The sequence below is a fragment of the Polyangiaceae bacterium genome (genome assembly GCA_020633235.1).
Taxonomy (GTDB): domain Bacteria; phylum Myxococcota_A; class Polyangia; order Polyangiales; family Polyangiaceae; genus JACKEA01.
On sequence record JACKEA010000007.1, the window covers coordinates 75,158 to 99,326 of the forward strand.

General features: G+C 69.1%; 19 protein-coding genes. 7 read left to right on the plus strand and 12 right to left on the minus strand.

All coding sequences use genetic code 11. The annotated features are described in order from the left end of the window. Nucleotide 1 precedes the first annotated feature (1 nt). The 7 genes from H6717_33560 to H6717_33590 are packed head-to-tail and all read right to left on the minus strand — an operon-like array spanning nucleotide 2 to nucleotide 11,194. Nucleotides 2-2,287: a sulfatase-like hydrolase/transferase gene (locus H6717_33560; GenBank protein ID MCB9582010.1), complete on the minus strand. Its 2,286-nt coding sequence runs from the start codon at nucleotides 2,285-2,287 to the stop codon at nucleotides 2-4. 44 nt (nucleotides 2,288-2,331) lie between these two features. Continuing rightward, the gene (locus H6717_33565; protein ID MCB9582011.1) at nucleotides 2,332-5,847 is read right to left on the minus strand and encodes a response regulator; all 3,516 of its coding nucleotides are present in this window, start codon (nucleotides 5,845-5,847) and stop codon (nucleotides 2,332-2,334) included. Nucleotides 5,848-5,902: 55 nt separating this feature from the next. After that, nucleotides 5,903-6,976 carry an isocitrate/isopropylmalate dehydrogenase family protein gene (locus H6717_33570; protein ID MCB9582012.1) on the minus strand — a complete coding sequence of 358 codons (1,074 nt, stop codon included), beginning with the start codon at nucleotides 6,974-6,976 and terminating at the stop codon, nucleotides 5,903-5,905. A gap of 48 nt (nucleotides 6,977-7,024) precedes the next feature. Continuing rightward, entirely contained in the window at nucleotides 7,025-8,368 is a 1,344-nt protein-coding gene (locus H6717_33575; protein ID MCB9582013.1) for a DUF4388 domain-containing protein, read from the minus strand. Then, the gene (locus H6717_33580; GenBank protein ID MCB9582014.1) at nucleotides 8,368-10,113 is read right to left on the minus strand and encodes a diguanylate cyclase; all 1,746 of its coding nucleotides are present in this window, start codon (nucleotides 10,111-10,113) and stop codon (nucleotides 8,368-8,370) included. Before H6717_33580 ends, H6717_33575 begins: the two co-directional genes overlap by 1 nt. After that, nucleotides 10,110-10,913, minus strand: a complete 804-nt coding sequence (dapF, locus tag H6717_33585) for a diaminopimelate epimerase (protein ID MCB9582015.1) — start codon at nucleotides 10,911-10,913, stop codon at nucleotides 10,110-10,112. Before dapF ends, H6717_33580 begins: the two co-directional genes overlap by 4 nt. Beyond that, the gene (locus H6717_33590) at nucleotides 10,910-11,194 is read right to left on the minus strand and encodes a YggU family protein (GenBank protein MCB9582016.1); all 285 of its coding nucleotides are present in this window, start codon (nucleotides 11,192-11,194) and stop codon (nucleotides 10,910-10,912) included. Before H6717_33590 ends, dapF begins: the two co-directional genes overlap by 4 nt. Nucleotides 11,195-11,249: 55 nt before the next feature. Between H6717_33590 and aroB the strand changes: the two genes are divergently transcribed. From aroB to H6717_33605, 3 genes are all read left to right on the plus strand, one after another. After that, nucleotides 11,250-12,809, plus strand: coding sequence for a 3-dehydroquinate synthase (aroB, locus tag H6717_33595; GenBank protein MCB9582017.1), 1,560 nt, complete (start codon nucleotides 11,250-11,252; stop codon nucleotides 12,807-12,809). A gap of 107 nt (nucleotides 12,810-12,916) precedes the next feature. Continuing rightward, nucleotides 12,917-13,630, plus strand: a complete 714-nt coding sequence (locus H6717_33600; protein MCB9582018.1) for a hypothetical protein — start codon at nucleotides 12,917-12,919, stop codon at nucleotides 13,628-13,630. 45 nt (nucleotides 13,631-13,675) lie between these two features. After that, complete coding sequence (locus H6717_33605) at nucleotides 13,676-14,242, plus strand: hypothetical protein (GenBank protein ID MCB9582019.1); 567 nt, start codon at nucleotides 13,676-13,678, stop codon at nucleotides 14,240-14,242. Nucleotide 14,243: 1 nt separating this feature from the next. On the opposite strand, the gene zapA is transcribed toward H6717_33605, so the two are convergent. Further along, nucleotides 14,244-14,582, minus strand: a complete 339-nt coding sequence (zapA, locus tag H6717_33610) for a cell division protein ZapA (protein ID MCB9582020.1) — start codon at nucleotides 14,580-14,582, stop codon at nucleotides 14,244-14,246. 80 nt (nucleotides 14,583-14,662) lie between these two features. Further along, complete coding sequence (locus H6717_33615) at nucleotides 14,663-15,238, minus strand: hypothetical protein (GenBank protein MCB9582021.1); 576 nt, start codon at nucleotides 15,236-15,238, stop codon at nucleotides 14,663-14,665. Between the two features lie 205 nt (nucleotides 15,239-15,443). Here H6717_33615 and H6717_33620 point away from each other — a divergent pair, with 205 nt between their 5' ends. Beyond that, the gene (locus tag H6717_33620; GenBank protein ID MCB9582022.1) at nucleotides 15,444-16,571 is read left to right on the plus strand and encodes an 8-amino-7-oxononanoate synthase; all 1,128 of its coding nucleotides are present in this window, start codon (nucleotides 15,444-15,446) and stop codon (nucleotides 16,569-16,571) included. A gap of 182 nt (nucleotides 16,572-16,753) precedes the next feature. Here H6717_33620 and H6717_33625 read toward each other — a convergent pair whose 3' ends face one another. Beyond that, nucleotides 16,754-17,404 (minus strand): ABC transporter ATP-binding protein, encoded by a 651-nt coding sequence (locus tag H6717_33625; protein ID MCB9582023.1) that lies wholly within the window; start codon nucleotides 17,402-17,404, stop codon nucleotides 16,754-16,756. 134 nt (nucleotides 17,405-17,538) lie between these two features. Here H6717_33625 and H6717_33630 point away from each other — a divergent pair, with 134 nt between their 5' ends. From H6717_33630 to H6717_33640, 3 genes are read left to right on the plus strand one after another with little or no spacing between them, the layout of a single operon-like run. Continuing rightward, on the plus strand, nucleotides 17,539-18,504 hold the full coding sequence (locus H6717_33630) for a MoxR family ATPase (protein ID MCB9582024.1): 966 nt from the start codon (nucleotides 17,539-17,541) through the stop codon (nucleotides 18,502-18,504). After that, complete coding sequence (locus H6717_33635; protein ID MCB9582025.1) at nucleotides 18,453-19,646, plus strand: DUF58 domain-containing protein; 1,194 nt, start codon at nucleotides 18,453-18,455, stop codon at nucleotides 19,644-19,646. Before H6717_33630 ends, H6717_33635 begins: the two co-directional genes overlap by 52 nt. A gap of 23 nt (nucleotides 19,647-19,669) precedes the next feature. Further along, nucleotides 19,670-21,796: a DUF3488 domain-containing protein gene (locus H6717_33640; protein ID MCB9582026.1), complete on the plus strand. Its 2,127-nt coding sequence runs from the start codon at nucleotides 19,670-19,672 to the stop codon at nucleotides 21,794-21,796. A 127-nt stretch (nucleotides 21,797-21,923) separates the two neighbouring features. Here the strand turns inward: H6717_33640 and H6717_33645 are convergent, their stop codons facing one another. Next, complete coding sequence (locus tag H6717_33645; protein ID MCB9582027.1) at nucleotides 21,924-22,421, minus strand: hypothetical protein; 498 nt, start codon at nucleotides 22,419-22,421, stop codon at nucleotides 21,924-21,926. A 356-nt stretch (nucleotides 22,422-22,777) separates the two neighbouring features. Beyond that, nucleotides 22,778-24,169 (minus strand): hypothetical protein, encoded by a 1,392-nt coding sequence (locus tag H6717_33650; protein ID MCB9582028.1) that lies wholly within the window; start codon nucleotides 24,167-24,169, stop codon nucleotides 22,778-22,780.

Here is a 24,169-nt window from a genome sequence, read left to right on the forward strand (position 1 = left end):
GTCAATAGATGTCGCCCCACACCGTGAGGGCGGCGCCGGTGTCGGGGTCGATGCTGGCGGGCTCGCGCGGGGCGATGCGATGATCGAGGGCGGCGGACTCGCTCACGAAGGTGACGCGCCAGATGGCCTGGGCGGCCACGGGCATGGTCTCGAGCACGTCGGCCACGCAGGCGGGGTCCACGTCCAGCTGACACAGCTTCGGTGTGCGGCCGATCTGGCCGGATAGGCGCCAGTGGCCGAACAGCGTGGAGTAGTGATCCGCCAGCGTGGAGACGATGGCGCGCCCGGCGAGGGGCTCCTGACCCACGGCGGCGGAGTACAGATCCCGGCCACTCGTGTTCGCCGGAGCGTCCAGCCGCAGCGCTGCGAGGGTGGTGGCGGCCACGTCCACGGCGGTGACGTCGCTGCTGGTCTCCTTGGCGCTCACCCGCGGCCCGGGAAACTTCACGATCAGCGGGACGAGCAGGTGCTGTTCCGCGAGCGGTGCAGCGGGATCGAAAGGTGGCTCCGGACCTTCTCCCGGGGCGACGTCGCTGGCCAACACGAACAGGGTCTTTTCCCATTCGCCCTTCTTCTTGAGCAGAGCGAACAGCTGCTGGAGCGCGGCGTCCTGCTTCAAGAGCGCGGCGTGCTCCAGGGCAAACAGGCGCTTCCAGTCCTCTTCGTCGAGGCGCCGCTGGGAGTGGGAGCGCCGGCTGCGCACCTTGGCGAGGGTGATGGCACCACGCCGCGCGTCGAGGATGCCGCCATACTCCTGCGGCGGCAGGGCGCTCGCTTCTTCTCGGGACAGATCCCAGGGCGGATGCGCGCCCCGCACGTGGGCCACCACCAGCCGACGCTTGGCGCGTTCTTCCCCGAGCTCGTGCTCCAGCCAGCTGGTGGCGCGCACGATGGGCTCCGCCGCAGCGATGTCCTTCACCGGCGACATGGACTCGTACACGTCCCAACCCGAGTCGAAGCCGAAAGCACCAAAGGTCGTGGGCACACCGGTGAACATCGCCGTTCGCCCCCCGGACTCCTTGACGATCTCGCTCAGCAGCTGGGCCTGCTTGGGCAGCCGTGCGGCGGGGTCTTCCAGACCGTGCGCTCGCGGCGGTAGCCCCGTGAGCATGGAGGCGATGCTCGAGCCCGGAACGGTGGAGGGCGCCCGGAAGCTGTTGAAGGCGACGCCGGCCTTGGCCAGCTCCGAAATCGAGGTCAGCCCCGCCGCCGGGCCCCAGGGCGGGATCCGCTTGCGATCCAGAGCGGAGGCGATCACGAGCACCACCGTGGACGCCTCCGGGACGATCTGTTCGCTGCCCTGGGCTCGCACGATGGCCGGATCACCAAAGGCAACGCGCCCACCGCGGCTGGAGCTCAGGGCGCGCAGCTCGAGGCCGACGACGCGCCCCGCGTACTTCGAGAGATCCAGACCGACGGGCGTCCAGGTGGCGCCCCCGCCACCGGTGACTTTGCGCTCGAGCAAGGTCACGGGCTCTTCACCGTCGGCCACGATGCGCACGTCCGCGGCGCCCTTGCCCGAGCCCCAGAAACCCAGGGAAAACTGCAGCTTGGAGTCCGGCGCCAGCTGCACTGGGCAGCGCACCGTGCTCGGCGCGCGGAGCACCAGGGAGGTCTTGGGGACGCCGTCGAGCACCACGTCCGTCACCACGTCCCGCAGGGTGGGGGCGGCGTAAGTGGCGTTGATCTCGTCCGGGAGGCCGATGCGGATCCAGTCCACCTCGGCGTAGGGCTCCGTCACGCCCCGCGGACGCCCCGACCACCGCAGCTCGATGCGATGCTTGCCCGCGCTGAGGGGCAGCTTGAGGGAGGGAAAGCTCACGATGCGGGTCTCGCCGGCATTGAGCTTGGCGGTGCCCACACGCCGACGATCGATCACGACGTGCAGGCGCTTGGCCATGATGGCGTGAACCCTGAGCTCGATGAGCAGATCTTCGATGTCTTCGTCGAGCCAGAAGTCGTAGGCAACGCGGGAGTCGAGCATGCGTCCGTAGCTGGCGCCGTCGCGCTCCACGTCCTTCTCGTCCTCGAAGGGACCGATCTCGAAGCCTCGACGCGCGTTCGCCGAGCGGGTGCCCACGTCGATGGACAGACCGCGGTGGTGGATCTCGCAGCCCTCCAGGTGCTGGACGATCTCGTAGCTCTTCTGTGCCGGCGCGGTCTTGGGCGCGGGCTCCGCCGCGGGAGCCGAAGCGCTCGCGGCGGGAGCGCTCTTCGATTCCTTGTCGCAGCCGCCGAGGCTCAGGCCGAGGCCCAGCACGGCCAGCGCTATGCGCCGAAACGCCATCGGCGGCTGTCTACCGCCATTTGTCGGCCACGCCCAGCGCTTGGCTACTTTTCCCCCTCGAGGGAAAGCCGCGTGCGGGACGCCTTCTTCACGTCCACCTGAAAGGTCCGCTCTTCGCCGGGCTGACGCAGCTTCACGTCGTGCTTCCCGGGATCCAGCGGCACGCGCCGCAGCGGACCGCGTCCCACGAAGGTGCCGTCCACGTAGATCGCGTCTTTGCCGCTGATGTCGATCTCGAGCAGCCCCTTGCCGTCGGCCAGGGGCACGCCGGGAGGCAGCGGCAGATCCTCGATCTTCGCTTCCGAATCGGCTGCCTTGGGTTTGCTCGCCGCGGTACCACTCGGCGCGACACCGCTCGCCGTCGGAGCAGCGGTGGGCAGCGCCGCGCTGGACGCCGCGGCGGGCTGCTTCTCTTCGTTGCCCGCCATCGATCGCAGCCAGCTCACGGCACCGAACGAAAGCGCACCCGCAGCGCCCATCACCAGCACCACTCGAGCGATGCCGAGGACGCCGCCATCGGACTTCTTCTTCTTTGCGCTCCTCGGCGCGCGTTCCTCGGCGATGGGCTCCGGCTCGGGTGTCTCGGCCCGAGTGTCGGCCGGGAAACCGATGCTCTTGGTGGCGGGCAGCTCTTCGTCCGCCGGGATCTTTTTGGCCGGCCGCTCTTCGTCCGCGTGGATCTTCTTGGTGGGCGGCAGGGCGTCGCCGACGGGAATGTCCTTCGCGGGCGGCAACGACGCGTCGTCCGCCTGGATCTTCTTGGTGGGCGGCAGCAGGTCCTTCGCCTTGCTGCCGGGCGCCTGGATGTCCTTCGTGGGCGGCAGCGCCGCCTTGGGCAGATCGCGCGGGAACTCGATGCGCTTCATGGTGGGGAGCGCGGCGATCTCTTCGCGTTCGTCGTCCTCGTCGGCGCTGTCTTCGACGGCGTCGTCCTCGTCGCTGTCCTCGTCGGCGTCGTCCTCGTCGCTGTCTTCGAGCGCGCTGTCCTCGTCAGCGTCGTCGCTCTCCGGCTCTTCGGCTGCCTCCGGCTCCGGCGCTTCGGACGCCGCGTCGCTGGCGGCGATCACGGCCTCGTCCGCCTCGTCCGGCGCGATCTCCACCCGCTCCGGCTGCCACGATGCTTCACTCGCCGGCGGCTCCTCGAGGTCCGCTTCGGTGCCCCACGCTTCGTCCACCGACTCCTGCTTCGGCCGAGGCACGGCCTTCACCGGCAGCGGGCTCTGAGCCCGCATCGTGGGGGCCGGCGGACTGCGCGTCGGCTCGGTCTCGGCCACCGGCGCGGCCGGCCCCACCCCGGGGAACGTCCCGGATTCCTCCTTGAACCCTGCGACTTCGAGCTGCGCTTCGCTCGCCACGTGGGGCGTGAGCTGTCGACTCAAGGGCAGTCGCGCCGACGTCTGCGGCGGCTCCGGCGACAGGGCGAAGGTGAACTGCGGCGGTTCGCTCTCCGCATCGCTCACGTCCACTTCCGACTGTCCGCTCGGTATCACCGACGGCCGGGCGTCGAGGTCCAGCGGTTCGCCATCGCGCACCACGCCGCGCACACCACCATGGCGCGCGACGTCCGCCAGCACTAGCTCCAACATCTCCGCCGAGGCGTCCCCCGACAGCACGATGTCCCGCGGCGACTCTCCCGCGATCAAACGTTGGGTCAGGCTGTGGGCGGGGTCCGGCGTGGACGCCACGTAGGCCGCCACGGCGGCTTCGTCGATGTCCACCTTCTCCACGCTCATCAGCGCACTACCGCTCAGCAAACGCTGCGCCGCGCGGGCGCGCCGAATCGGCCCGGCCAGGAGCTCCGAGAGGCTGCTCTTGAAGTCGTCGCGGCTGGGCGCCTTGTTCGGCGTGATCACGAAGCGCCCGGCACTCACCCCCAGTAGCCCGGCAATGACCCGCGCGCCGCGCTCGAAATTGCCGTCACTCGCCGTCCGCGTCGCTTGCACCGGCTGACCGTCGCGGATCTCCACTTCGTACAGGAACACGGCGTCGCGCACGGACACGCGGCAGTTCTGCTTCTTGGCGCAGGCCAGCTCGAGGATCAGCCGCGGCGTGAGGCCGTCCAGCCGCCCTCGCACGCCGCCCCCGGCGTCGAGCCGCGATTCCACCCGCGCCCGCGGCCGCAGCACTTCCCGGACCCGCGCCAACACCGTCGCCCCCGTCGCCTCCTTGCGCAGATAGCCGTCGGCGTTCGCCCCCAGCTCGCGCACGCGCTGCAGCAGATCTTCCTTCCACGACAGCAAGATGACCGGCACGTCCCGTACCGCGATGTCGCGCTTGAGCTCGCGGCACAGCGAGAAGCCGTCCATCTTCGGCATCAGCACGTCGCTGATCACGACGTCGGGCCACGCGCCGGAGATCTTCTCCAACGCCCGCTCGCCATCGTGCGCCTCGATCACCTCGACCCCGGCGTCCCGCAACAGCCCGGCCAAGAACCAGACCACGGAGGGATCGTCGTCCACCACCACGACCCGGCGCCCCTCGAGGGACACGCTATCGTCGCGGCGTGAGCTGGTACCGCGCTCACCCGCACGGCGCTCGCCCCCGGTCCACGGTGCCAACGGAATCGCACCCTCGGGCCCCGATGCGTCGAAGCGCACGCCACCGCTGGAGCGCATGGTCGCGATCTCGCGCACCCGCGCTACGGCGCCCCACACGGCCGCCAGCACGTCCACGCCCTCGCCGAAGGGCACGCTCAGCCCTCGGCTCTGGGCTTCCTGCGCCTCCACCAGACCACGTCGCACCTCGGCGGCGATGCGCCCGGCGAGCTCGTCCACCGTCACGTCGCCAATGGGCTCCCGGGGCGGCAAGGCGTCACTGCTGCGCCGCCCCACGCTGGCCACGTTCTGCCGCAAGGTGTCCGGGCTCACGGGTTTCGGCAACACCCGCGCGGCTCCCTTGGCCACGAAGGCGCTGGCGGCTTCCGGCTTCTCGAAGCTGCCCACCACCACCAAGGCAAAGGGCTCGATCAGCGGGTCGTCGAGGAGCTCGTCCACGGCTTCGGCGGAGCTCGCCTTGTCGGCGTCCACCACCACCACGTCGGGGGCGATGGACCGGGCGATGTCGACCGCCTGTGAGGGATCCTCGGCGTGCTCGTGCTCGATGGCGATGCCCTCTTCGCGCGCCGAAAGCCCCTCGCCGAGGGACGGCGCGCCCACCACCAACACGCACAACGGCCAGGCGTGATCCGGCGTCTCCGGCTCGGGCCCGCTCTCGCTTCCGAGCTTCGCGCCCCACACCAAGGACGGCACCAGCTCGAAAGCGCGGGCCACCTCGGCGATGTCGCCGGTGCTCACTTCGCCATGGCTGCCACTGCGGCGCAGCACGTCTTCCGCGCTCACCAGCGCCGCCTGCACCTCGTCGAACCCGAGCACCCCCGCCGCCGCGCCCAGCGCGTGCACGCGGCGCAGCAGCATGTCGCGGCGAGCTGCCGATCTCGGTTCTGCTTCCACTTCCCTGAGCCCCGCCCGCAGCACCGCGAGGCGACGCCCGAGGCTCGCCACGAAGTCCGCGCGCGGATTGCCACCCCGGTCGTGGTTCGGCGTTTCCTGGGCCACCATCATCGCCTCGGCCGTACCACACGCCGTGGGATTGGCTTAATTTTTGGGGAAATCCCGACTACAGCTCGGCGAGCAGTCGCCGCACCGCAGCCCCTGCTTCTCCGGTGCGCAGCTCGCCGCCCACGTCCGGGGTGCACTGATTCGCCTCCAGGGCGGCGGAAACGGCGGCTTCGATGCGAGTTTCTTCCTCCGGCCAGCCCAGGTGGGAGAGCAGCATTCCGACCGTGAGCAGCGCGGCGAAGGGGTTCGCGAGGTTCTTGCCGGCGATGTCCGGGGCCGAGCCGTGCACCGGCTCGAACAGCGCCACGCGCGTCGGGTCCGCTGGATGGACGTTGGCGCTCCCCGCCATGCCCAGCCCGCCCTGGAGCCCGGCCCCCAGGTCCGTGACGATGTCGCCGAACAGGTTGTTGGTCACGATCACGTCGAACTGGCTCGGGTCCTGGATCACGTACAGGCACAGGGCATCGATGTAGACGTGGCTGGCGGAAATTTCCGGGTACTCCCGGCGAACCTCGTCGAAGACCCGCAGCCACAGCTCGTGGGCGTGGCGCATGGCGTTGGACTTGTCCGCCATGCACACCTTGCGGCGATCGTTCTTCTTGGCGAACTCGAAGGCCGCTCGAATGATGCGTTCCACGCCCTTGCGGGTGTTGATGTCCTCGTTGATGGCGACCTCGTCCGGGGTGCCACGCTTGAGCTGCCCACCCATGCCCGCGTAGATGCCTTCCGTGTTCTCGCGGAACACCACGAAGTTCACGTCGTTCTTGCCGCGGCCCTTCAGCGGAACCAGGCGATCGCTCAGCGCCTTCACGGGTCGGATGTTGGCGTACAGGTCGAAGCCGAAGCGCATGCCGAACAAGATGTCCCGGGCGTGCTCCATGTTCGGCACGCGCGGATCCCCCAGCGCGCCGAGGAACACGGCGGAGCACTCGCGCTGAATCGCGATGCGCATCTCCTTGGGAAACGTGGTGCCGTCGCGCAGGAAGCGATCGGCGCTCAGATCCAGGTGCCACAGCTCGATGGGCAGCCCGCGGTCGTTCGCGTACCAGTCGAGGAGCGCGGAAGCTTCCCGCGTGACCTCGGGTCCGATGCCATCACCGCCGATGATCGCGATCTTCTTCTTTGCCGCCATGAGCCCGACTTTTACATCATTGAATCGTGACCGTTGGCCCCGAAGCGCTCATTTGCGACCGGAGACCGACTCCAACGCCATGCGGATGACTTGCGCCATCTGGGTGGGATCCGCCGGGTCCGGAGAGCCGCCCACGGCGGCGTCGTAGATTGGAACCTCGGCTGCATCGCAGGCGTGGTCCAGCACCTTGTTGGGCGCGGAATCCAGCCGGATCAGCACCGCGGCCCCAGCGAGCGTCAGGGCCCACAGGGGGGCATAGGCCTCGAGCAGGGGCAAGCCCACCAGCTCCAGCTCGGCGCTCTCTCCGACGCGTAGCGTCGCGAGCACGTGGGGCACCGGGGCGGCGGGAACCGTCTCCGTGGGGGTACCTGCCTCCGCCAGCCGGCGGAGCGCGTGCATCACCGGGGTGAGCTCCGGCAGCGGTGCCGCGACCACCACGCGCACACCGGGGAAGCCGGGCCGCCCGAGGCGCGCGACGATGGCGCCCAGCACCGCCGCGTGCTCCGGATCCGCGAGGGTCGCGCGCTCGGCACCGCGGGTGATGCGTCGCACCGCGCCGCGCGCCATGAGCTTCTGCGTCGTCTCGAGCACGTCGAGATCCGGAAGCGGAACGTCGTCCAGCAGCTCGCTCAAGGTCCGCGGCGTGGCCAACGCGCTGAGCACCCGCAAGTCGGCGTCGGCGGCGTCTTCGCCGGGCTCCTCGCTGGCCATCAACGCGTCGTGCTCATTGCACACGTCCGCGCGCCGGCGCTTGACCTCGTCCACCTGACGGAGCCCCTCCATCACCAGGCTGCTCATGGGGGCTTGGATGCGACGCATGGACGTGGGGGCGGTGGTGCCGAAGGCGAAGGTGCCCTCGGTCTCGCCCAGCAGCCGCACCACGGCTTTCTCGCCTTCTAGCCTTCGGTAGGCGGCATCGGCGATCTCGCCATCGATCAGACGCACCTCCCCCACGCCGCTCGGGGTGGAGAAGGACAAGAGCCCCGTGCGGCGGTTCATGCCCAGCAGCTGGAACAGATCCACCACGCTCACCTGCCGCAGATCACCGCGAAAATCCCCGCGTTCCGCCGCCACCGAGGCGCGCTTGGGGGGCAGCGCCAAGAGCCTTCGAGCGATGGCGTCGGCGTCGCGATTGAGGGTGCGATCGCCGCTCGCCACCTGGCCTTCTTGGGCCAACACGAAGTAGGGCACACCGCCCAGGTCCGCGTCGCTCAGCTTGGCCGCCAAGGCATCGGCGACGACCAAGGCGTCGGGGGCGGAGCTGTGCACTCGCTCGAGCGCGCCGTCGAGTCCGTCCGCCACGGTGACGACCAGACCGCGGGCGCGAAGATCCGACGCCAGCGCGCCGAGGGCGTCCAGATCCGAATCGACCAGCACCAGCGAGCGGGACATCAGGCGTTGCTCCCGTTTCGTTTGTTGGTGACCAGATCCAAGACCAGATCCGTGAGCAGCGGATCCGCGGCGTGCACCGCCCGCACCACGCCCCGCTCGCGGCGACCGAGCAGCGCGTAGGTTCCGTGCTCCGCCACGATGGCCAGCGCTTCGATGTCGCGCCCGCCGGACAAGCTCGAGGCTTCCGTGACGGTGATCTCGACCTCGCCGCGATCCGCCCCCGGCGCCGAGCGCACTGCAGCGCCCACGCCGAGGCCGGGCCCTTGGCTGGCCACGACGCGCGCGGCCCCGCCGCGGACGGCTTCCGACAGAGCGGCGGAGGCGAGCCCTACCAGATCCATCAAGGGCAGCTCGATGGTCCTGAGACGATCGGCGTCGACCGCCTCGCCCTTTTCCGCGACGCACCAAAATAAGGCTTCGAGGACTTCGTCGAGAGGTCGAGGCCCCGCGTTCAAGCTGTGCACCAAGGAAGTGCTCGACGCTTCCGCGCGGCGCTTGGCGGTGCGCAGCAAGGACGACAGCGCGCTGCCGTCGTGGGGATACACGGCGGTGCCGATGGACGTCTTGAGGGGCTCGCCCTCACCGCGGCGCCCACCGCGAACTCCCGCCAGCCGCGACTGCAGCCGGCGCCGCAAGGTGTGCACTCCGAGGCCGCCGGTCTCCGGCAGCAGCAGGTAGAACTCGCGGTCGTCCACACGCGCGAGGACGTCCGTCGCGCGCACCGTGGCGAGCACGCGCTCGGCGAGCTCCACGCTGAAGGCCTCCGGCGCGGCTTCGTCTTCGAGGGTGAGGGTGAGCAGCGCGAAGCGCCGGCCGTGACGCCGCGCCTTGTCGATCTCGCGGCCCGCCACGTCCACGAAGTACGCGAAGGTGTAGGCGCTCGAGCCCGGATCCTTCATGGCCCCGCGCTGCGCCTGCTCCCGGGCCGCGATCAGCGCGAGCGCGGCGGCGGATTGTCCGCTCACCAGCTCCAGCAGCTCTCCCCGGGTGCGGCCGTAACACTCGAGACCGCCGAGCACCAAGATGCCCGTGGTCTCGTTGCCGATCTCGAGCTTCTGGGTGAGCAGCCCGTGCTCCGCGGCGAAGCGATGCAGCGCCATCTCGTCGCCCATGGCCGGCGGCTCGCTCATTCCGCGGTGGGCGAGGCGCAGCAGATCCCGCGAGCGCTCCCCGGCCGGCACGTAGACCGCCACGTTGTCCGCGCCGGTGTGCTCGAGCAGCACCTCCGTGATGCGATCAGCGACCTCCCGGCGAGTCTCCGATGCGCCCAGCCGCGAGAGCGCCGAAGCCACGCTGCGCTGCATCTGGGCGCGGCTGCTCTCGCGCTCGAGACGGGCGCGAACGGCGTCGGCCCCCACGCGGCCGCGGGTGTCGCTCAGGGCCGAGAGCAGCTCGTCCCCCGAGGGCGGCATCATCACGATGCCCGCTGCCCCCAGGGACATCGCCTGAGCCCCGAGCTCCAAGCGCTCCGAAGGCACCAACACGTAGATGCGCAGTCTCGGATCGATTGCCTTGAGGTGGTGGACGAGCGCGACGCCGGCGGCTTCGCTGAGGGTGACCTCCAGGAACACCACGTCCGGGAGCTCCGCTTGTGCGTGGTCGAGGCCGTCCTCCAGCGTGCCGGAGAAGCTCACCACGTCCGCCGTCACCTGCGCCGCGCGTTGGATGGCGGCCTTGGCCTCGCCGTCCTCCAGGATGGCGAGCACCTGCAACGGGGCGACTTCGTCGTTGCGGGAATCCGTCACTCTTTGTCCACCCGGCCTCGGAACACTCGCCGCGCTGGCCCCCGCAGCACGACTTCGAGCGTCTCCGGTGCCACGGTCACACTGAGCGGCCCGCCGGGCAAGTGAACTTCAACCGGCTCCCCATACGGAACCCGTCCGGCCCGAGCCGCCGCTACTACGGTAGCCGCGGCGCCGGTTCCGCAGGCAAGGGTGCGCCCCACACCGCGCTCCCAGACCACCAGATCGAACGCCCGCGGCCCCCGAGTTTCCGCGAACTCGATATTGCAACCTTCGGGAAATGCAGCGGAAATTTCCGGAGCGCAGGCATCCACGGCGGCGCTGTCGAGGTGGCTGTCGAACACGATGGCGTGCGGATTGCCCATCGACACCAGCGCGAGGTCGAGGCGCGTGCTGGCGTGCTCGGCGCTGTGCTCGCCCTGAGGACGTCCCCGCCCCATGCTGGTTCGCACCATGGCGGCGTCGCCGTCGCGCTCCACCTCGCAGCTGAGGGGACCCGCGTCGGTGTCCACCACGTAGCTGATGCCCACCGCATCATCCTGCAGAGCCAGGTGCAGCGCGACGCAGCGCAAGCCATTGCCGCACATCTCCGGCCGCGAGCCATCGGCGTTGATCACCACCATGCTCGCGCGGCCCTCTGCGGAGCGCGGCGGCGTGACCAACAGCACGCCGTCGGCGCCGATGCCGAAGTGACGGTCGCAGAGCTTCCGCGCTTGCTCCGGCGTCACCGCAGCGTCGTCCTTGGCGTCCACGACGATGAAGTCGTTGCCGAGCCCCTCGTACTTGTCGAACTCCAGCATCATTTCACCAGGGCGCGTCGCAGGGTCGCGTCGTCTATGCCCGCGATCGCGATCGTCTTTTGCCGTGAAGCGGCGCCGGACGCCAGCGCGATGGACGACCGTGGCACGCCCAAGAGCTTCGCCAAGAAGCGCACTAGCTCGCCGTTGGCCTCGCCGTCCACCGGAGGCGCGCCGATGGCCACCTCCAGCGCGCCTTGCCGCACGCCGGTGATGCGCGTCCGGCTGGCGCGAGGCTTCACCCACACCCGAAGGCGCACCCCTTCCCCGGTTGCTTCCACGGCCAGCTCGTCCACGGCCGCAGGATATTAGCGCAGCCGGCGTCCTGAGGTACTTTCGGGCATGCATCGCCCTCTACTGCTCGGCGGCTTCATGCGCGTGGGCAAGTCGACCGTCGGCCCCCGGGTCGCCGAGCGAGCCGGCGTGCCGTTCGTGGATCTCGACGCAGGCATCGTCGAAGCGGCCGGGCGCAGCATTCGCGAGATCTTCGAGGCCGACGGCGAAGGGGCGTTTCGCGCCCTGGAGCGCGATCGCCTCGAGGCCGAGCTCTCGGATCCGACGCCGCGCGTGATCGCGCTCGGGGGCGGCGCCCTGCTGACCCGGGAGCTCCGGCTGCGGGCGCTGGAGCGCGCCGTGGTGATCACCTTGGAAGCTCCGCTCGCGGTGCTCCGGGCGCGCGCGCCGGGCGACGCCACGCGGCCGCTCTTCGACGAGCGCGCAGCACAGCTCCTCGAGCAGCGCGCCGTGGTCTACGCCGAGGCCCACGCTCGCGTGGACGCGACCCGGAGCGTGGCGCAGGTCGCGGACGACGTGCTCGACGTCTGGCAGCGCGATCCCGTGTGTGTCGCCGCGGGCCTCTCGAGCTACGCCGTGGATGTCGATGTCGACATTGCCGTCGATCGTGCCGCGGCGGCGATGCAGACCTCGACGGGCGTGCTGGTCGTGAGTGACGTGAACGTCGCTCCGCTGCACGCCGCGCCGATCTTGGCGGCGCTCACCGCCGCGGGCCATTCCTTGCAGAGTGTGGTGCTCCCCGCCGGCGAGGAGCACAAGACCATCGCCGGAGCCGAGCGAGTGTGGCGCGCGGCGCACGACATGGGGTTGGATCGCAAGGGGCGCATGCTCGCCCTCGGTGGTGGCGTGGTCTCCGACATCGCTGGCTTCGCGGCCTCCACCTGGTTGCGCGGTGTCTCGTGGGCAGGGCTCCCCTCCACGCTGCTCGCGATGGTAGACGCTTCCGTTGGCGGCAAGACCGCCGTCGATTTCGGCATCGCCAAGAACGCCGTCGGCGCGTTCTGGCAACCCACCGGCGTCGCCTGCGACGTCGCCCTGCTGCAGACGGAGCCGGAGCGCGGCTATCGCAGCGCACTCTCGGAGGTGGTGAAGACCGCGCTCATCGGAGACCCCGCGCTGCTCACGCTGCTCGAGACACGCCGCGACGCCATCCTCGCTCGCGATCCCGCCACCCTCGTCGAGCTCGTCCGTCGCTGCGTGGTGGTGAAGGCCGGCGTGGTGAGCCGCGACGAACGCGAGGCCGGGCTGCGCGCCACGCTCAATCTCGGCCACACCTTCGGCCACGCCCTCGAGGCCTACACCGGCTATCGCCGGTACACCCACGGTGAAGCCATCAGCCTCGGCCTGATGGTCGCCCTCGGCATGGGCGAACGTCTGGGCGCGACCCCTGCATCGCTGTCCCTGCGCATCCGTGAGGTGCTCGCCGCTTTCGGTTTGCCGGTAGACCGCGGAACCGCTCCTCTCGTCGATGCCGCGGACCTCGCAGTGCACGACAAGAAGCGCGCGGGCACGACCCTGCGCCTCGTCCTTGCCCACGATGTGGGAGACGTGCGCACCCGTGACGTCCCGGTCGCGGACGTGATCGATCTCGCGCGCTCGCTTTTATAAGTGCGCACACACACTCCGTATTGTTGGCGCGGCGACGAACGCCTCGATACACTTTGTCTTGGAGTCGGCGGTCCCTCTCCGCCAACCAGAGCTCCCGAGGTTCTCTCATGCGTCGGTTGCCCAAAACCATCGTCCTTTCCGCGTGTCTCGTCGCTGCTGCAGTGTCCGCTCAGGGCTGCGCGGACAACGACAGCGGTCTCTACGTTCGTGGCGTGCTCGCGATCGAAACGCCGGAGTGCGTCGCCAAGGCGGACCCTGCTGCTACGGAGCTTCTCGGTGGCGTCTTGGATCTCGCGTTCAAGGACACGTATTCCGCTGCGCTCTTGGTCGGCAATCAGCTCACGCGACGCGGTTCGCGCGATCAGGTGCGCACCGAGACCTCCCGCGTCACCCTGCGGGGTGCAGAGGTGCAGGTGCTGAACGACGCCCAGCAGCTGCTGACGGAGTTCACGGTTCCGGGCACCGGCTTCGTCGATCCCGGCACCGGCGACGAGCCCGGCTATGGCGTGATGTCCGTGCAGCTGTTGCCACCGAACCTGGGTCTCAGCGCTGGCACTCGCGTCACCACCGAGGTGCGCGTGTTCGGCGACACCCTGGGCGGCGACGAGATCACGTCGGCGTCCCTCACGTTCCCCATCACCGTGTGTCAGGGATGTCTGATCTCCTATCCCTTGGATGCCGACGATCCGGCGACGCCCGGCTATCAGTGCACCGTGAGCGCGGACACGGGCAGCTCGCTGACGGCGCCCTGCCGCACGGGGCAGGATCAGGCCATCGACTGCCGTCTGTGCGCCAGCCTCCCCATCTGTCAGGCGCCTTGAGATTGCCTCGCCCGTTGGCGCGGGTCGCGGTGTAGCCTGCCGGCGATGCGATCCGTCGCGGGTCTCGCTGCGCTCTGTGCGCTCCTGCTTTTCGCACGGACGGGGCACGCCGATCCGCAGTGGAACGCCGGCATCGTCACCGGGGTGTGCGGCCGCGGCGCGGACGGCCACCTGTGGCAAGACACTTGCTGGTTCAACGGCGTCACCGCGGACGTGCTCTTCGGTCGCAACCGCGACGCGGACTTCGCCCTGGGCCCCTACGTCGATTTCTCCACCGCCGGCTTCGACGACATTCGTCCCGGCGGCGGCCTTTCGGCCTTGGTGCCCTGGCACCCCATCTTTCCCCTGGTGCTCTCCGTCGGTGGCTACGGCCGCCACTCGGACGCGGGCTGGGAGCCCGGCGTCGCGTCGCAGCTGTTCGTCGGAAGCCGGAGCTACAACTTCCACTCGAGCTACGGCATCACGGCGGGCCTCGTGGTCGACTATCAGCACGGTCTCGGCGACACGCGAGAGAACCTCATCGTGATTGGCCTGCGCATCGACGGGCTGGCCGTCGCGCTGCCGTTCATCGCCGGCTACTCGCTGATTCGCGGGGCCCCGGAAGACGACTGAGTCAGGGTGCGGGGCTGGCGCCGTCGCCCTGCTCGGTGGTTTCCGGCGGCGTCGGGGTCTCGGCCAACGCCGCGTCGATGCGCTCGAGCACGGAGCTCAGCATCTCTTTCGAACGACGTTCCACGGCGACGCGCTTGGCGCGCTCCTCTTCGAGATCGTGCGCCAGCGCGATGGCCGCGAGCAGCAACGTCTGCGGCGCGATCGCCCGGCCCGGACCGGCCAGCTCCCGAAGCCGCGCGTCCACCACCTCCGCCAGTCGCTGTAGCTCGGTCTCGTCGGCCGTCGCCACCACTCGGTACGACTGGCCGCCGACGCGGAGCTCTACCGGCGCGCGGTTCATGGCGAGCACGGTAGCACCGGCCGCGACGAATGGAAATGCGCGTCGGACGCCGGTCCCGACGTTTCACGTGAATCGCCGGCTCAGCGAAAGATGCGCAGCAGCGCGTCGACCGCGGCATCCGTCGCGCTTTCCACGGTGTCGGGAGCGGCACGCCGTGCGATTTCTTCCAGCGCGCCCGTCGCGGCCGTGAGGCGAAATCCGTCTGCGCTTTTCGACAGCGCGCCGTCTCTACGCGCACGCTCCACGACTTCCGCCAGCATCGGCTCGATCACCACGGCGAAGCGCGTACGTGCGGTTTCGTCCTCGGGTTCTGCGAGCAACAGCCGCGCCCGGGGGTCGGACGCAAGGGTCTGAATCCAGGCGCTGCACAGGCCCGTGAGCAGCGCGCGGGGCGTGTTGCGATCGGCGAGGGCGCGGCGTACCGCCAGCCCGAGCTCGTTCTCGCCACGCTCCTCCGCAACCCGGCGCGCTTGGGCGAAATCGCGAAAGTGCGCGTAGAAGGTGTTGCGACCCACGCGGGCTCGGCGACAGGCCGCGGTGACGCTCGCGGTTCGACGATCCGGCGCGCACAACGCCACTGCGTCCAGCACATCGGCGCGCTGACGCGCCCATCGCTCCGCCTGCGACAGGGTTCGGTCGTACTGACCGCGGGTCACAAGAAGATACTGTTGTCTTTTTGCGGAGCTCGCCAGTTTTCTGCGCTCGACACAAGAAGACGACGCTGTCTTTTTAGCGCGTAACCAGCTGGAATCATTGAGTAGCTGTCTTTATGCTGGTTCGGTGCTCGCGACCGCGACCTGATGACTTTGGGCGTTGGCGTTTTTCCGGCGCGCTTTCCGCGGTTCCTGCTACGTCTTCGGCGTGAGTCGACTGGATTTCTTGGATGCGGAGCTGCGGTTCCTCGAGTCCCAGGGTTTGCTGCGCCGCCCCGCGGTGGCGCGCTCCGGCGATTCCCTCCGGGATGCCGCTTCCAATGACTATTTGGGCTTCGGGGCGGAACCTGTTTCACGTGCAACACTGCTCGCCTGTGTGGATCTTCCGCTGGGAGCCACAGCCTCCCGCCTCATCCACGGCACCTCGCAAACCCACATAGACTTGGAAGAATCCGTCGCAGACTGGGTGAAATTGCCGGCGGCTCTCCTGTTCAGTACGGGCTACACGGCAAACGTTGGCGCGCTCACGGCCTTGCTCCGGCCGAGCGACGTGGTGGTGTCGGACGCGCTGAACCACGCCTCGATCATCGACGGGATTCGTCTCAGCCGCGCGAGCGTCCGCATCACGCCGCACCTCGACGTCGAGGCCGTGGCGTCTGCTCTGACGAGCGCGCCGGCCGATGCACGACGTTGCGTGGTCGTCGAGAGCTACTACAGCATGGACGGGGACGGACCGGACCTGCGCCAGCTCCGCCGTGTGTGTGATGACCACGACGCGGCGCTGATCGTGGATGAAGCGCATGCCCTTGGTGTCTATGGGCCTCAGGGCGGCGGCCGCTGCCTCGAGCTGGGCGTCGCGCCGGAGGTCCTGATCGGGACGCTGGGCAAGGCGGTGGGAGCTCAGGGAGCCTTCGTGGCCGGGACGGAAACGCTGCGAACCTGGCTCTGGAATCGCGCACGAAGCTTTGTGTTCAGCACGGCGCCGTCGCCGCTCCTCACGCGACTCGCCGCGCTGGCCGTGGAGCGGGTCCGCGGGGCCGACGATCGCCGAGCGCGCCTCCACGAGCTCTGTGCCGAGGTGCGCACGCGCTTGGAAGAGCGCCGGGTGCCCATCGCGCCGTCCGAGGGTCCGATCCTGCCCGTGCTGGTGGGAGACAATGCGCGCGCCGTCCGCGCCGCCGAGCATCTGGCCGCCAAGGGCTTTCGCGCCCAAGCGATTCGGCCGCCCACTGTGCCAGCCGGTACCGCACGGCTACGGGCGACGATCCACGCGACGTGGAGTGACGCCGATCTCCACGACTTCGTCGAAGCCGTTGCTTCGATGCCCCGCGACTGACCGGCGCGTACCCCGACTCGGGCTCCGTCCAAGCCGTCGCATCGCCCTGCCGCGCTCCGACGCGCGACAGCGACCTCACCCGCTCGCACAGTGACGCGCCGCGAAGCCGTCGCACCAACGCCACATGCGTGACGCGCCGCGTCATTCCCGCGGCGGACCAACACGAAAATGAACTGAGAGGTTCAGGCAGCGCTGCGCGCGGCAATGCGACCGTTCTCGATGCGAACGGTGCGGGCGCCGAGGCGGGCGGCGAGCCCGGGAGCGTGATTGACCACCACCACGATGGACCCGCGATCGCGCTCATCCACCAAGATCTGCTCGAGCCGCTCGGCGCTGGACGGATCGAGGCCAGAGAAGGGCTCGTCGAGCAGCAACAGGCTGGGCGAATGGACGAGCGCACGGCCCAGAGCGATGCGCTGACGCTGCCCACGGGACAGCGTGCCGAAGGAACGATCGCCAAAAGCCTCGGCGCCCACGCGCTTGCACGCTTCCTTCCAAGCGTCCCCGGGATCGACACCCCGCATGCGAGCGGCGAGCTCGATATTCTGCCGCCCCGACAGCTCTCGGTAGCAGTGGGAATCGTGGGCGACCCAGCCGATGTGCTCTCGGGCCAACACGGGGTCGTCCCCAAGGGGCTCGTAACGCACGGAACCCGCGGTGGGACGCAGCACGGTTCCAATCACCGCCAACAGCGTGCTCTTGCCCGCGCCGTTGGGCCCCTCGAGGAACACGAGCTCCCCTCGCTCGAAACGCGCGCTGACCCCGCGGAGGGCCGGCGTGGCTCCGAACAGCCGCGTCACGCGCTGCACGACGATGGCATCAATGCCGCTCACGGGGCCGGGAATAGCACACGAATCCGCATTTCCGGCCGCCCAACCAGGGCCCCCGAAAAAAACGGCCAATGGAAGCCCTAAACCGGCGTTTCCAAAGCAGAGCCCCTTCGAAACGCCGTGCTAACATGCGCAGGATGACCTCGTCTGCCGTCGCAGTGGAAAACGAGCGGTTGGACCAGCTCGTCGAGCTGAAACGAGCCGTCGAGCGTGCGCTCGAGGGCAAGACGGCCGTGGTCGAGCTCGCGCTGGTCGCCCTCCTCGCTCGAGGTCACATCCTGATCGAGGACGTCCCGGGTGTCGGCAAGACCACCTTGGCCCGCGCCCTGGCCAAGGCCGTCGGCGGCGAGATGCATCGCGTGCAGTTCACCAGCGATCTCTTGCCCAGCGACGTGCTCGGCGTCTCCGTCTTCGATCAACGCGCCGGTGATTTCGTGCTGCGGCAGGGTCCCATCTTCGCCAACGTTCTGTTGGCTGACGAAATCAACCGCGCCAGTCCACGCACTCAATCCGCGCTCCTGGAAGCCATGAACGACGGCCAGGTGTCCATCGACGGCAAGACACTACCCTTGCCCGAGCCCTTTCTCGTCGTCGCCACACAGAATCCACAAGACTTCACTGGAACGTTTCCCCTGCCGGAGTCCCAGCTCGATCGTTTCATGGTGCGCATCCGCATCGGCTACCCGCCAGCGCACGTGGAAACGCGCCTCATGCTCGAGCCCGAAGCCGATCGCGTCGCCAGCGTCCCCGCCGTGCTGGAGCCCGGCAGCCTCGTCGCACTACAACGCCAAGTCGACCGCGTAGAGATCGACAGCGCCCTCGGAACCTACCTGCAGGCGCTCATTTCCGCGACACGCTCGACGCCCGTGCTGGCCTTGGGTGCCTCCACCCGCGCGGGCATGAACCTGTCCCGCGCCGCGAGGGCGCGCGCGTTGCTGAATGGGCGGCGCTACTGCATCGCGGACGACATCCACGACCTCGCGGTTCCCTTGCTCGCGCATCGCGTTCGTCTCGCTGCCCACGCCGAAGGCTACGTCCCCACCCGTGAGGAATCGGAAACCGCCGTGCGCGACGTCGTCGCTCGCGTGCCGGTCCCGCTTTGAGGAGCAACCGCCCCGTGGCTCGCGCCCGCGTCGCTCGCCACCCCCGCCACCAAAAACCGTTGGTGAGCCGCACGCCTCCGAAGGGGCGTCTCGGCAAGCTCCTCGTCTACCTGCGCCCGCCGCGCCGCTTGAAGCTCACCCGCGAGGGCAAGTACTTCATCGGCATCACCTTCGGTGTCGGCTTCGCCGCCATCAACACCGGCAACAATCTCCTCTATCTCCTGCTCGGGATGTTGCTCTCGCTCATCGTCGTCTCCGGCGTGATGAGTGAGCTGTCCCTCCGCCACCTGACGGTCGCGCGTCGACTGCCGCCCCGCGCGCAAGTGGGTCGACCGCACCTGGTCGAGATCGAGGTCTACAACCACAAGAAGCGGGTGCCTTCGTACGCCATCGAGATCGAGGACCTGCGCGCCGGGCAACCCGCGGACAAGCGTTGCTTCTTCCTGAAGATCAGTCCGCGCTCCGCCCAAGTGGCAGCCTACCGGCGAACCCCGGCGCGGCGCGGTCGCGATCGCCACATTGGCTTCCGCGTGGCCACGCGCTTTCCCTTCGGCCTGTTCGAGAAGAGCCGTGAGCTGTCCGCCGATGGCGACCTCATCATCTATCCCGCGGTCGATCCCGTGCGCCTGCCGCCGGACGCCCCGGGCCGCCGCCTTGGAGGCGACGGTGCCATTGGTCGCGGAAACGGCGACGAGATCCTCGGCGTGCGGCCGATGCGCGACGGCGACGACCCCCGAGACATCTATTGGCGCAAGAGCACCCTCGCGCACCAGATGGTGTTGCGTGAACGCGCGCGGGAGATGCGCCGCGACGTCGAGTACGTGATCGACCCCGTGCACCCCAATGCCGCGCCGGACAACGACTGGACCGAACGCTTCGAGCGTCGCATTCGCGACGTCGCCTCGCGCGCCGTTGCCCACCTCAAGCGTGGCGACGCCGTCGCCCTGCGCACCACCACCGGCGAGCGCGTGCGCGCGAACACCACCGTCGGGGCAGATCCGATCCTGCGCTTCTTAGCGCTGCTCGAGTCCACTCCTGCCGACCAAGCGCGAGAGCGCATGCCCACCGAGCCCGCACCGCCGCCACCGGGCACGCAGCTGGAGCAAATCCGGATCCCGAAGCACGCCGAGGTGCACACGTGAGGTTCGGGCTCATCCATCGCGTCATGACCGACGCCCTGGCCGCCCTGGGCCTGTTGGCGTTGGTCACCAGCGGCGAGCTGAACCACTGGATCAGCAGCATGATCGTGATCGGCCTGGTCGCCGCCCTCGCGATCCCCGAGCGCTGGCAAGACAAGGGCTGGCTGCGGCAGATCGGGCTGCTCGCGCCCCTCGGCTTGTTGGTCACGCAGCTCACCCGCCTGGTGCTGGGTGCGCCAGTGCTCGAGCTCGCGGTGGAGTTCGCCGCGGGCCTCCAGGTCGTACGCCTCGCTACGCGCCGCGGCGCCGCCCACGACCAACAAGTGATCGTGTTGGCGCTGCTGCATCTCATCGCCGGCACCGTGCTCGGTGGCGGCCTCGCCTATGGCCTGTGCTTCATCGGCTTCCTGATCGTGGCGCCCGGCGCCCTGGTGCTGAGCCACCTCAGGCGCGAGGTCGAAGGCAACTACCGCCAAGGCGCCCGCGACCGCACCGGACTACCGGTGGACGTTCCCCGTATCCTTCGCAGCCGCCGGGTGATCGGCAAGCAGTTCCTGCTGTTCACCTGCATGCTCTCGGTCCCGATCTTCCTGTTCACGGCGATCCTGTTCGTGATGTTTCCCCGGGTGGGCCTCAGCCTGCTGCTCTTGAACCACTCGCGGCCAGAACGCATGATCGGGTTCTCCGACAAGGTGGATCTCGGCGGCGTGGGCAAGCTGCGCACGGATCCCACCATCGCCATGCGGGTGGAGATCCCCGATCTGCCGAGCGAGCCCCCGCCGCGCTTGGCGCTCTACCTCCGCGGCACGGCCTTCGATCAGTACAACGGCCATTCCTGGTCTCGGAGCATGACGGAGCGAGTGGCCGCCGACGCCCACGGCCCCAACGTCCGCATCCGTCGCTTCCCCGATCCGGTGCGCGATCGCAAGATGACGATCGACCTCGAGCCCATCGACCCACCGGTGCTGTTCCTGCCGCCGGACGCCGTCGGGCTCCGCGTCCACTCCCGCGGCTCGCCCCTGCTCGGCACCGGCACCACCATCTTGCGAGGGCCGGAAGGGGAGTTCAAATACGCGAGCCTGGACGACCGCGGCATTCGCTACGACGTCTTCCTCGCGGGCAAGAGCGAACCGCCCGCCAAGCCTCTCTCCCAGCTCGAGCGCGCCCGCTATCTCACGCTCCCAAGCGATGTCTCGGAGCGTGTCACCAACCTGGCTCAGTCCTGGATCGGCAAGGCCGAAAGCGACGCGGACAAAGCCAAGCGCATCGAGAGCCACCTCCGCAGCGAGTACCGCTACGACCTCGAGTCCACCTCCGGCGCCGCCAAGAATCCGCTGGAAGACTTCTTGTTCAACACCAAGCGCGGGCACTGCGAGTTCTACAGCACCGCCATGGCCGTGCTGCTCCGCACCCAAGGCGTGCCCACCCGCAACGTCACGGGCTTCATCGGCGGCACCTACAACCGCTTCGGACGCTATTACGCCGTACGCCAGGGCGACGCCCACTCCTGGGTGGAGGTGTATCTCGAGAACAAGGGCTGGACCCGCTTCGACCCCACGCCGCCCTCGGACGCCGCGCCCCGCGGCGACATCACCGGTGTGCTCGCCTTCCTGCGCGACTTCGTGGAGGCCTCCGCCCAGCGCTGGAACCGCCACGTCGTGGGCTACGACCTGAAACAGCAGGTGAGCCTGTTCCACTCCGTCCGTTCGCGTTACTCCGCCCTGCGCGCGCGTTCGGAAATCTTCGGTTCGCTCTCTTCACCGCGACGCATTGCTCTGTTCCTCTTCGGGCTGGTGCTCGTGGGCGGCGGCATCGTCTATCTGCGGCGCACCAAGAAGACGAAAGCCAAGAAGCAGCCGACCAAGGAGGAGAAGGAACGCGAAGCGCTGCGCGCCGCAGAGCTCTATCGCACCCTCGAGCAGTCCCTCACCGCGCTCGGGATCCCGCGCCCTTCCGGCACGCCGCCTTTGGCCCACGCCCGCGCCCTCTCCCAAATGGGGCACCCCGCGGGGGACGAGACCCTCGCTCTCACGCGGGTGTATCTCGCGGTTCGTTTCGGTGGTGAGCTCCTGGACGACGAAAAGCGCCGGGACTTCACCCGCCGCGCGCGGGCCCTACGTCAGCTGCGACCCAACGTCGATCGTGCCGCTTGATGTTGGTGCGGCGCGATACGCGTCGCGCAGCGGCGCGGCGACGCGACGGCTGAGCGCGGCGCGATGCCCGTCGCGCAGCGGCGGCTGAGCACGGCGCGATACCCGTCGCGCAGCGCCGCTGCGGCCTTCAAGCGTCGCGGCGGCTGAGCACGACGCGAGCACCGCTCGCCTTGGACGACCGGGTCACGCCCACGAGAGCGCCCTCCGTCGGGCGCGCCCGGAGCGCATCGAACTCGAGGTTCGGCTGGCCGCGCTCGACCCACGCGATCAACACCGGGGCGTCGTCCACCTCGGCTTCCGGCCCGACCTGGACGACCTTCACGGCGATGCCCTTTTCCAGCTCTTCCGACGTGATGGCGCGTTGCACCGAGCCCAACGGCCGCGCGCGGAGAGCGGGCATGCCCGCGGCATCCACGCTGCCAGACGCATAGGACTGGACCACGAGGCGGTAGTCACCGGCTTCCGCGGGGTCCATGTCGGGCTTGCCGTCCGATGAGATCTCCGCCTGGACGTAGTCATATTGACCCACACCCAGCGTGGTGGCGGCGAGCAGTGCCATCCACGACGCACCACCAGCGGCGGCCACGACACGGCTGCGAGCTGACTTCTTGCGAGGGGAGGGCATCTGGGAAAACCTGCGAGGGTTGGTGGAGAGAACCTAAGCAGGAAGCGTGCCACGGCAAGGGGCCACCCCCGGTCAGCGCGATTTCCGGAGATTTGGACCCCGCAATCGGACGTCTGGGCAGGGTTCCACGTGGCGAAACGCCCACACCCCGGCGGCGCTTCGCCACCCACCTGGGCCAAACTGACACCAGAAGCGGGGGACCGCGTCAAAGCCCTGACATCCGTGCCACATCGTGCGCTGACGCACGGCTGCGCGTCCCGGGGCGCCGCGCTATCCCTTTTTACGAATTCTGCACAGGTATTCGGCGTAATTCCAAACACTTACGCACCGCGCGAATTATGCGAACTTGATCGGTATCAAGTCGCAGCAATTGCGCGAGCCCAGGCCAGGGCCTTCGAACACGTGGACGCCGCTTTCACCTGGCTGCCCTGACGGTGATAGGGCCCCGCCACCAGCGCGAGGTCCTTGCCGCGGCGAACCACGGCGAACGGGCCGGCTTCCTTGCGCTCACGGCAGACGCCATTCTGACGGAGCTTCTTCTCCGCCTGTGCCCGACTGACAAACGGAGAGCGCGGATCCTGCTCCGTCGTCTTCAGCACCCCCCGCGCCATCGCGACCAGCCCTTCCTTGGCGCTCGCCTCGTCGTCGTAGCGGAGGTGCCAGGCCATGGCCACGTTGCCACCTTCACGAAACACCGCCACGCGATCGCCGCCCCAGCCCGTGGCAGCGGTCTCAGCGGTTCGCCGCGGCATCCACTCCTCGAACAGGAGCCGCACCGACTCCTCCCCCTGGATGTCGCGATAGATGACCTGTTTGGGGCCGCCGGCGGGAGCCGGCGGCACCTTCACGTCCACGCCGGCCTCGTGCGCCAGGTACTTCTTCGGGTGCAGCAGCTGTTCCGTGGTGGTCGGCGGCGACTGCCAGATGCGATCCACCTCCGCCCAGCCCCCGCGACGCCGACCCCAGTGCACGAAGCGCACGCCGTCCACGTAGGGAGCGATCACCGAGCGCTTGATGAGGCCGGGAACACTGGCGCTGCCCGGCGCGACGGCCATGCTGCCGCGGGTCTCCATGCCGATCATGTCTTCGGGAAGATCCAGGGCCGTGCGGCCTTGCACCGCGAGCATCTCGTCGAGCATCGCGCTCGTCGCGTCCCCCTCCGCCAGCGCGTGAACGGCGCTCTGCTCGTCCGTCGCGTCCTCCCGGAACTTGATGCGCTTGCCCAAGTCGTAGTGCTGATCTTGCAACGCGTGCACCAGCTCGTGAGCGAGGGTCGCGTGGGCTTCCATGCCCACCAGATCCTCCGCCAGGTACATGGTCTTGTCCTTGGGCTCGTAGAAGCCCGCGAGCTCGCTGCCCATCAGCACCAGGATGCTGGCCTCGTAGTCGAAGTCCGCCGGGACCACGCCGATGGAGAACAGCAGCTCGTTCTGCGCGTCCATCACGTCCTTCGGGATCTCCGAGTGGATCTGGTCACGCACGTGGGCGACCATTTCGTCGCGGGAAATGGTCTTGCCCTTCACCGGTCCTTTCGCCGGGAGCTCGCGACGTAGGGCGACGTCCGCGAGCGCCCGGGCGACGACCTCGTCCGCGGAGCGTGGTTCCGCGCCGGGAGAAACCAAATGATCCGACGAATTCTTGGTCGTGGACTTCGGTGGCTCGGCGGGCACCGTTTCGATGGCGGGGGGCGTCTTGGCGGCGCCGCAGGAGAGCGTGCAGAGGGCGAGGGCGGCGAGGGCGCGGCGCAT

What these genes read in the sequence shown, in the direction of transcription:
- H6717_33560 (MCB9582010.1), bottom strand. Translation starts at nt 2,287, where the DNA reads ATGGCGTTTCGGCGCATAGCGCTGGCCGTGCTGGGCCTCGGCCTGAGC.
- H6717_33565 (MCB9582011.1), bottom strand. Translation starts at nt 5,847, where the DNA reads ATGATGGTGGCCCAGGAAACGCCGAACCACGACCGGGGTGGCAATCCG.
- H6717_33570 (MCB9582012.1), bottom strand. Translation starts at nt 6,976, where the DNA reads ATGGCGGCAAAGAAGAAGATCGCGATCATCGGCGGTGATGGCATCGGA.
- H6717_33575 (MCB9582013.1), bottom strand. Translation starts at nt 8,368, where the DNA reads ATGTCCCGCTCGCTGGTGCTGGTCGATTCGGATCTGGACGCCCTCGGC.
- dapF (MCB9582015.1), bottom strand. Translation starts at nt 10,913, where the DNA reads ATGATGCTGGAGTTCGACAAGTACGAGGGGCTCGGCAACGACTTCATC.
- aroB (MCB9582017.1), top strand. Translation starts at nt 11,250, where the DNA reads ATGCATCGCCCTCTACTGCTCGGCGGCTTCATGCGCGTGGGCAAGTCG.
- H6717_33600 (MCB9582018.1), top strand. Translation starts at nt 12,917, where the DNA reads ATGCGTCGGTTGCCCAAAACCATCGTCCTTTCCGCGTGTCTCGTCGCT.
- H6717_33605 (MCB9582019.1), top strand. Translation starts at nt 13,676, where the DNA reads ATGCGATCCGTCGCGGGTCTCGCTGCGCTCTGTGCGCTCCTGCTTTTC.
- zapA (MCB9582020.1), bottom strand. Translation starts at nt 14,582, where the DNA reads ATGAACCGCGCGCCGGTAGAGCTCCGCGTCGGCGGCCAGTCGTACCGA.
- H6717_33630 (MCB9582024.1), top strand. Translation starts at nt 17,539, where the DNA reads ATGACCTCGTCTGCCGTCGCAGTGGAAAACGAGCGGTTGGACCAGCTC.
- H6717_33640 (MCB9582026.1), top strand. Translation starts at nt 19,670, where the DNA reads ATGACCGACGCCCTGGCCGCCCTGGGCCTGTTGGCGTTGGTCACCAGC.
- H6717_33645 (MCB9582027.1), bottom strand. Translation starts at nt 22,421, where the DNA reads ATGCCCTCCCCTCGCAAGAAGTCAGCTCGCAGCCGTGTCGTGGCCGCC.
- H6717_33650 (MCB9582028.1), bottom strand. Translation starts at nt 24,169, where the DNA reads ATGCGCCGCGCCCTCGCCGCCCTCGCCCTCTGCACGCTCTCCTGCGGC.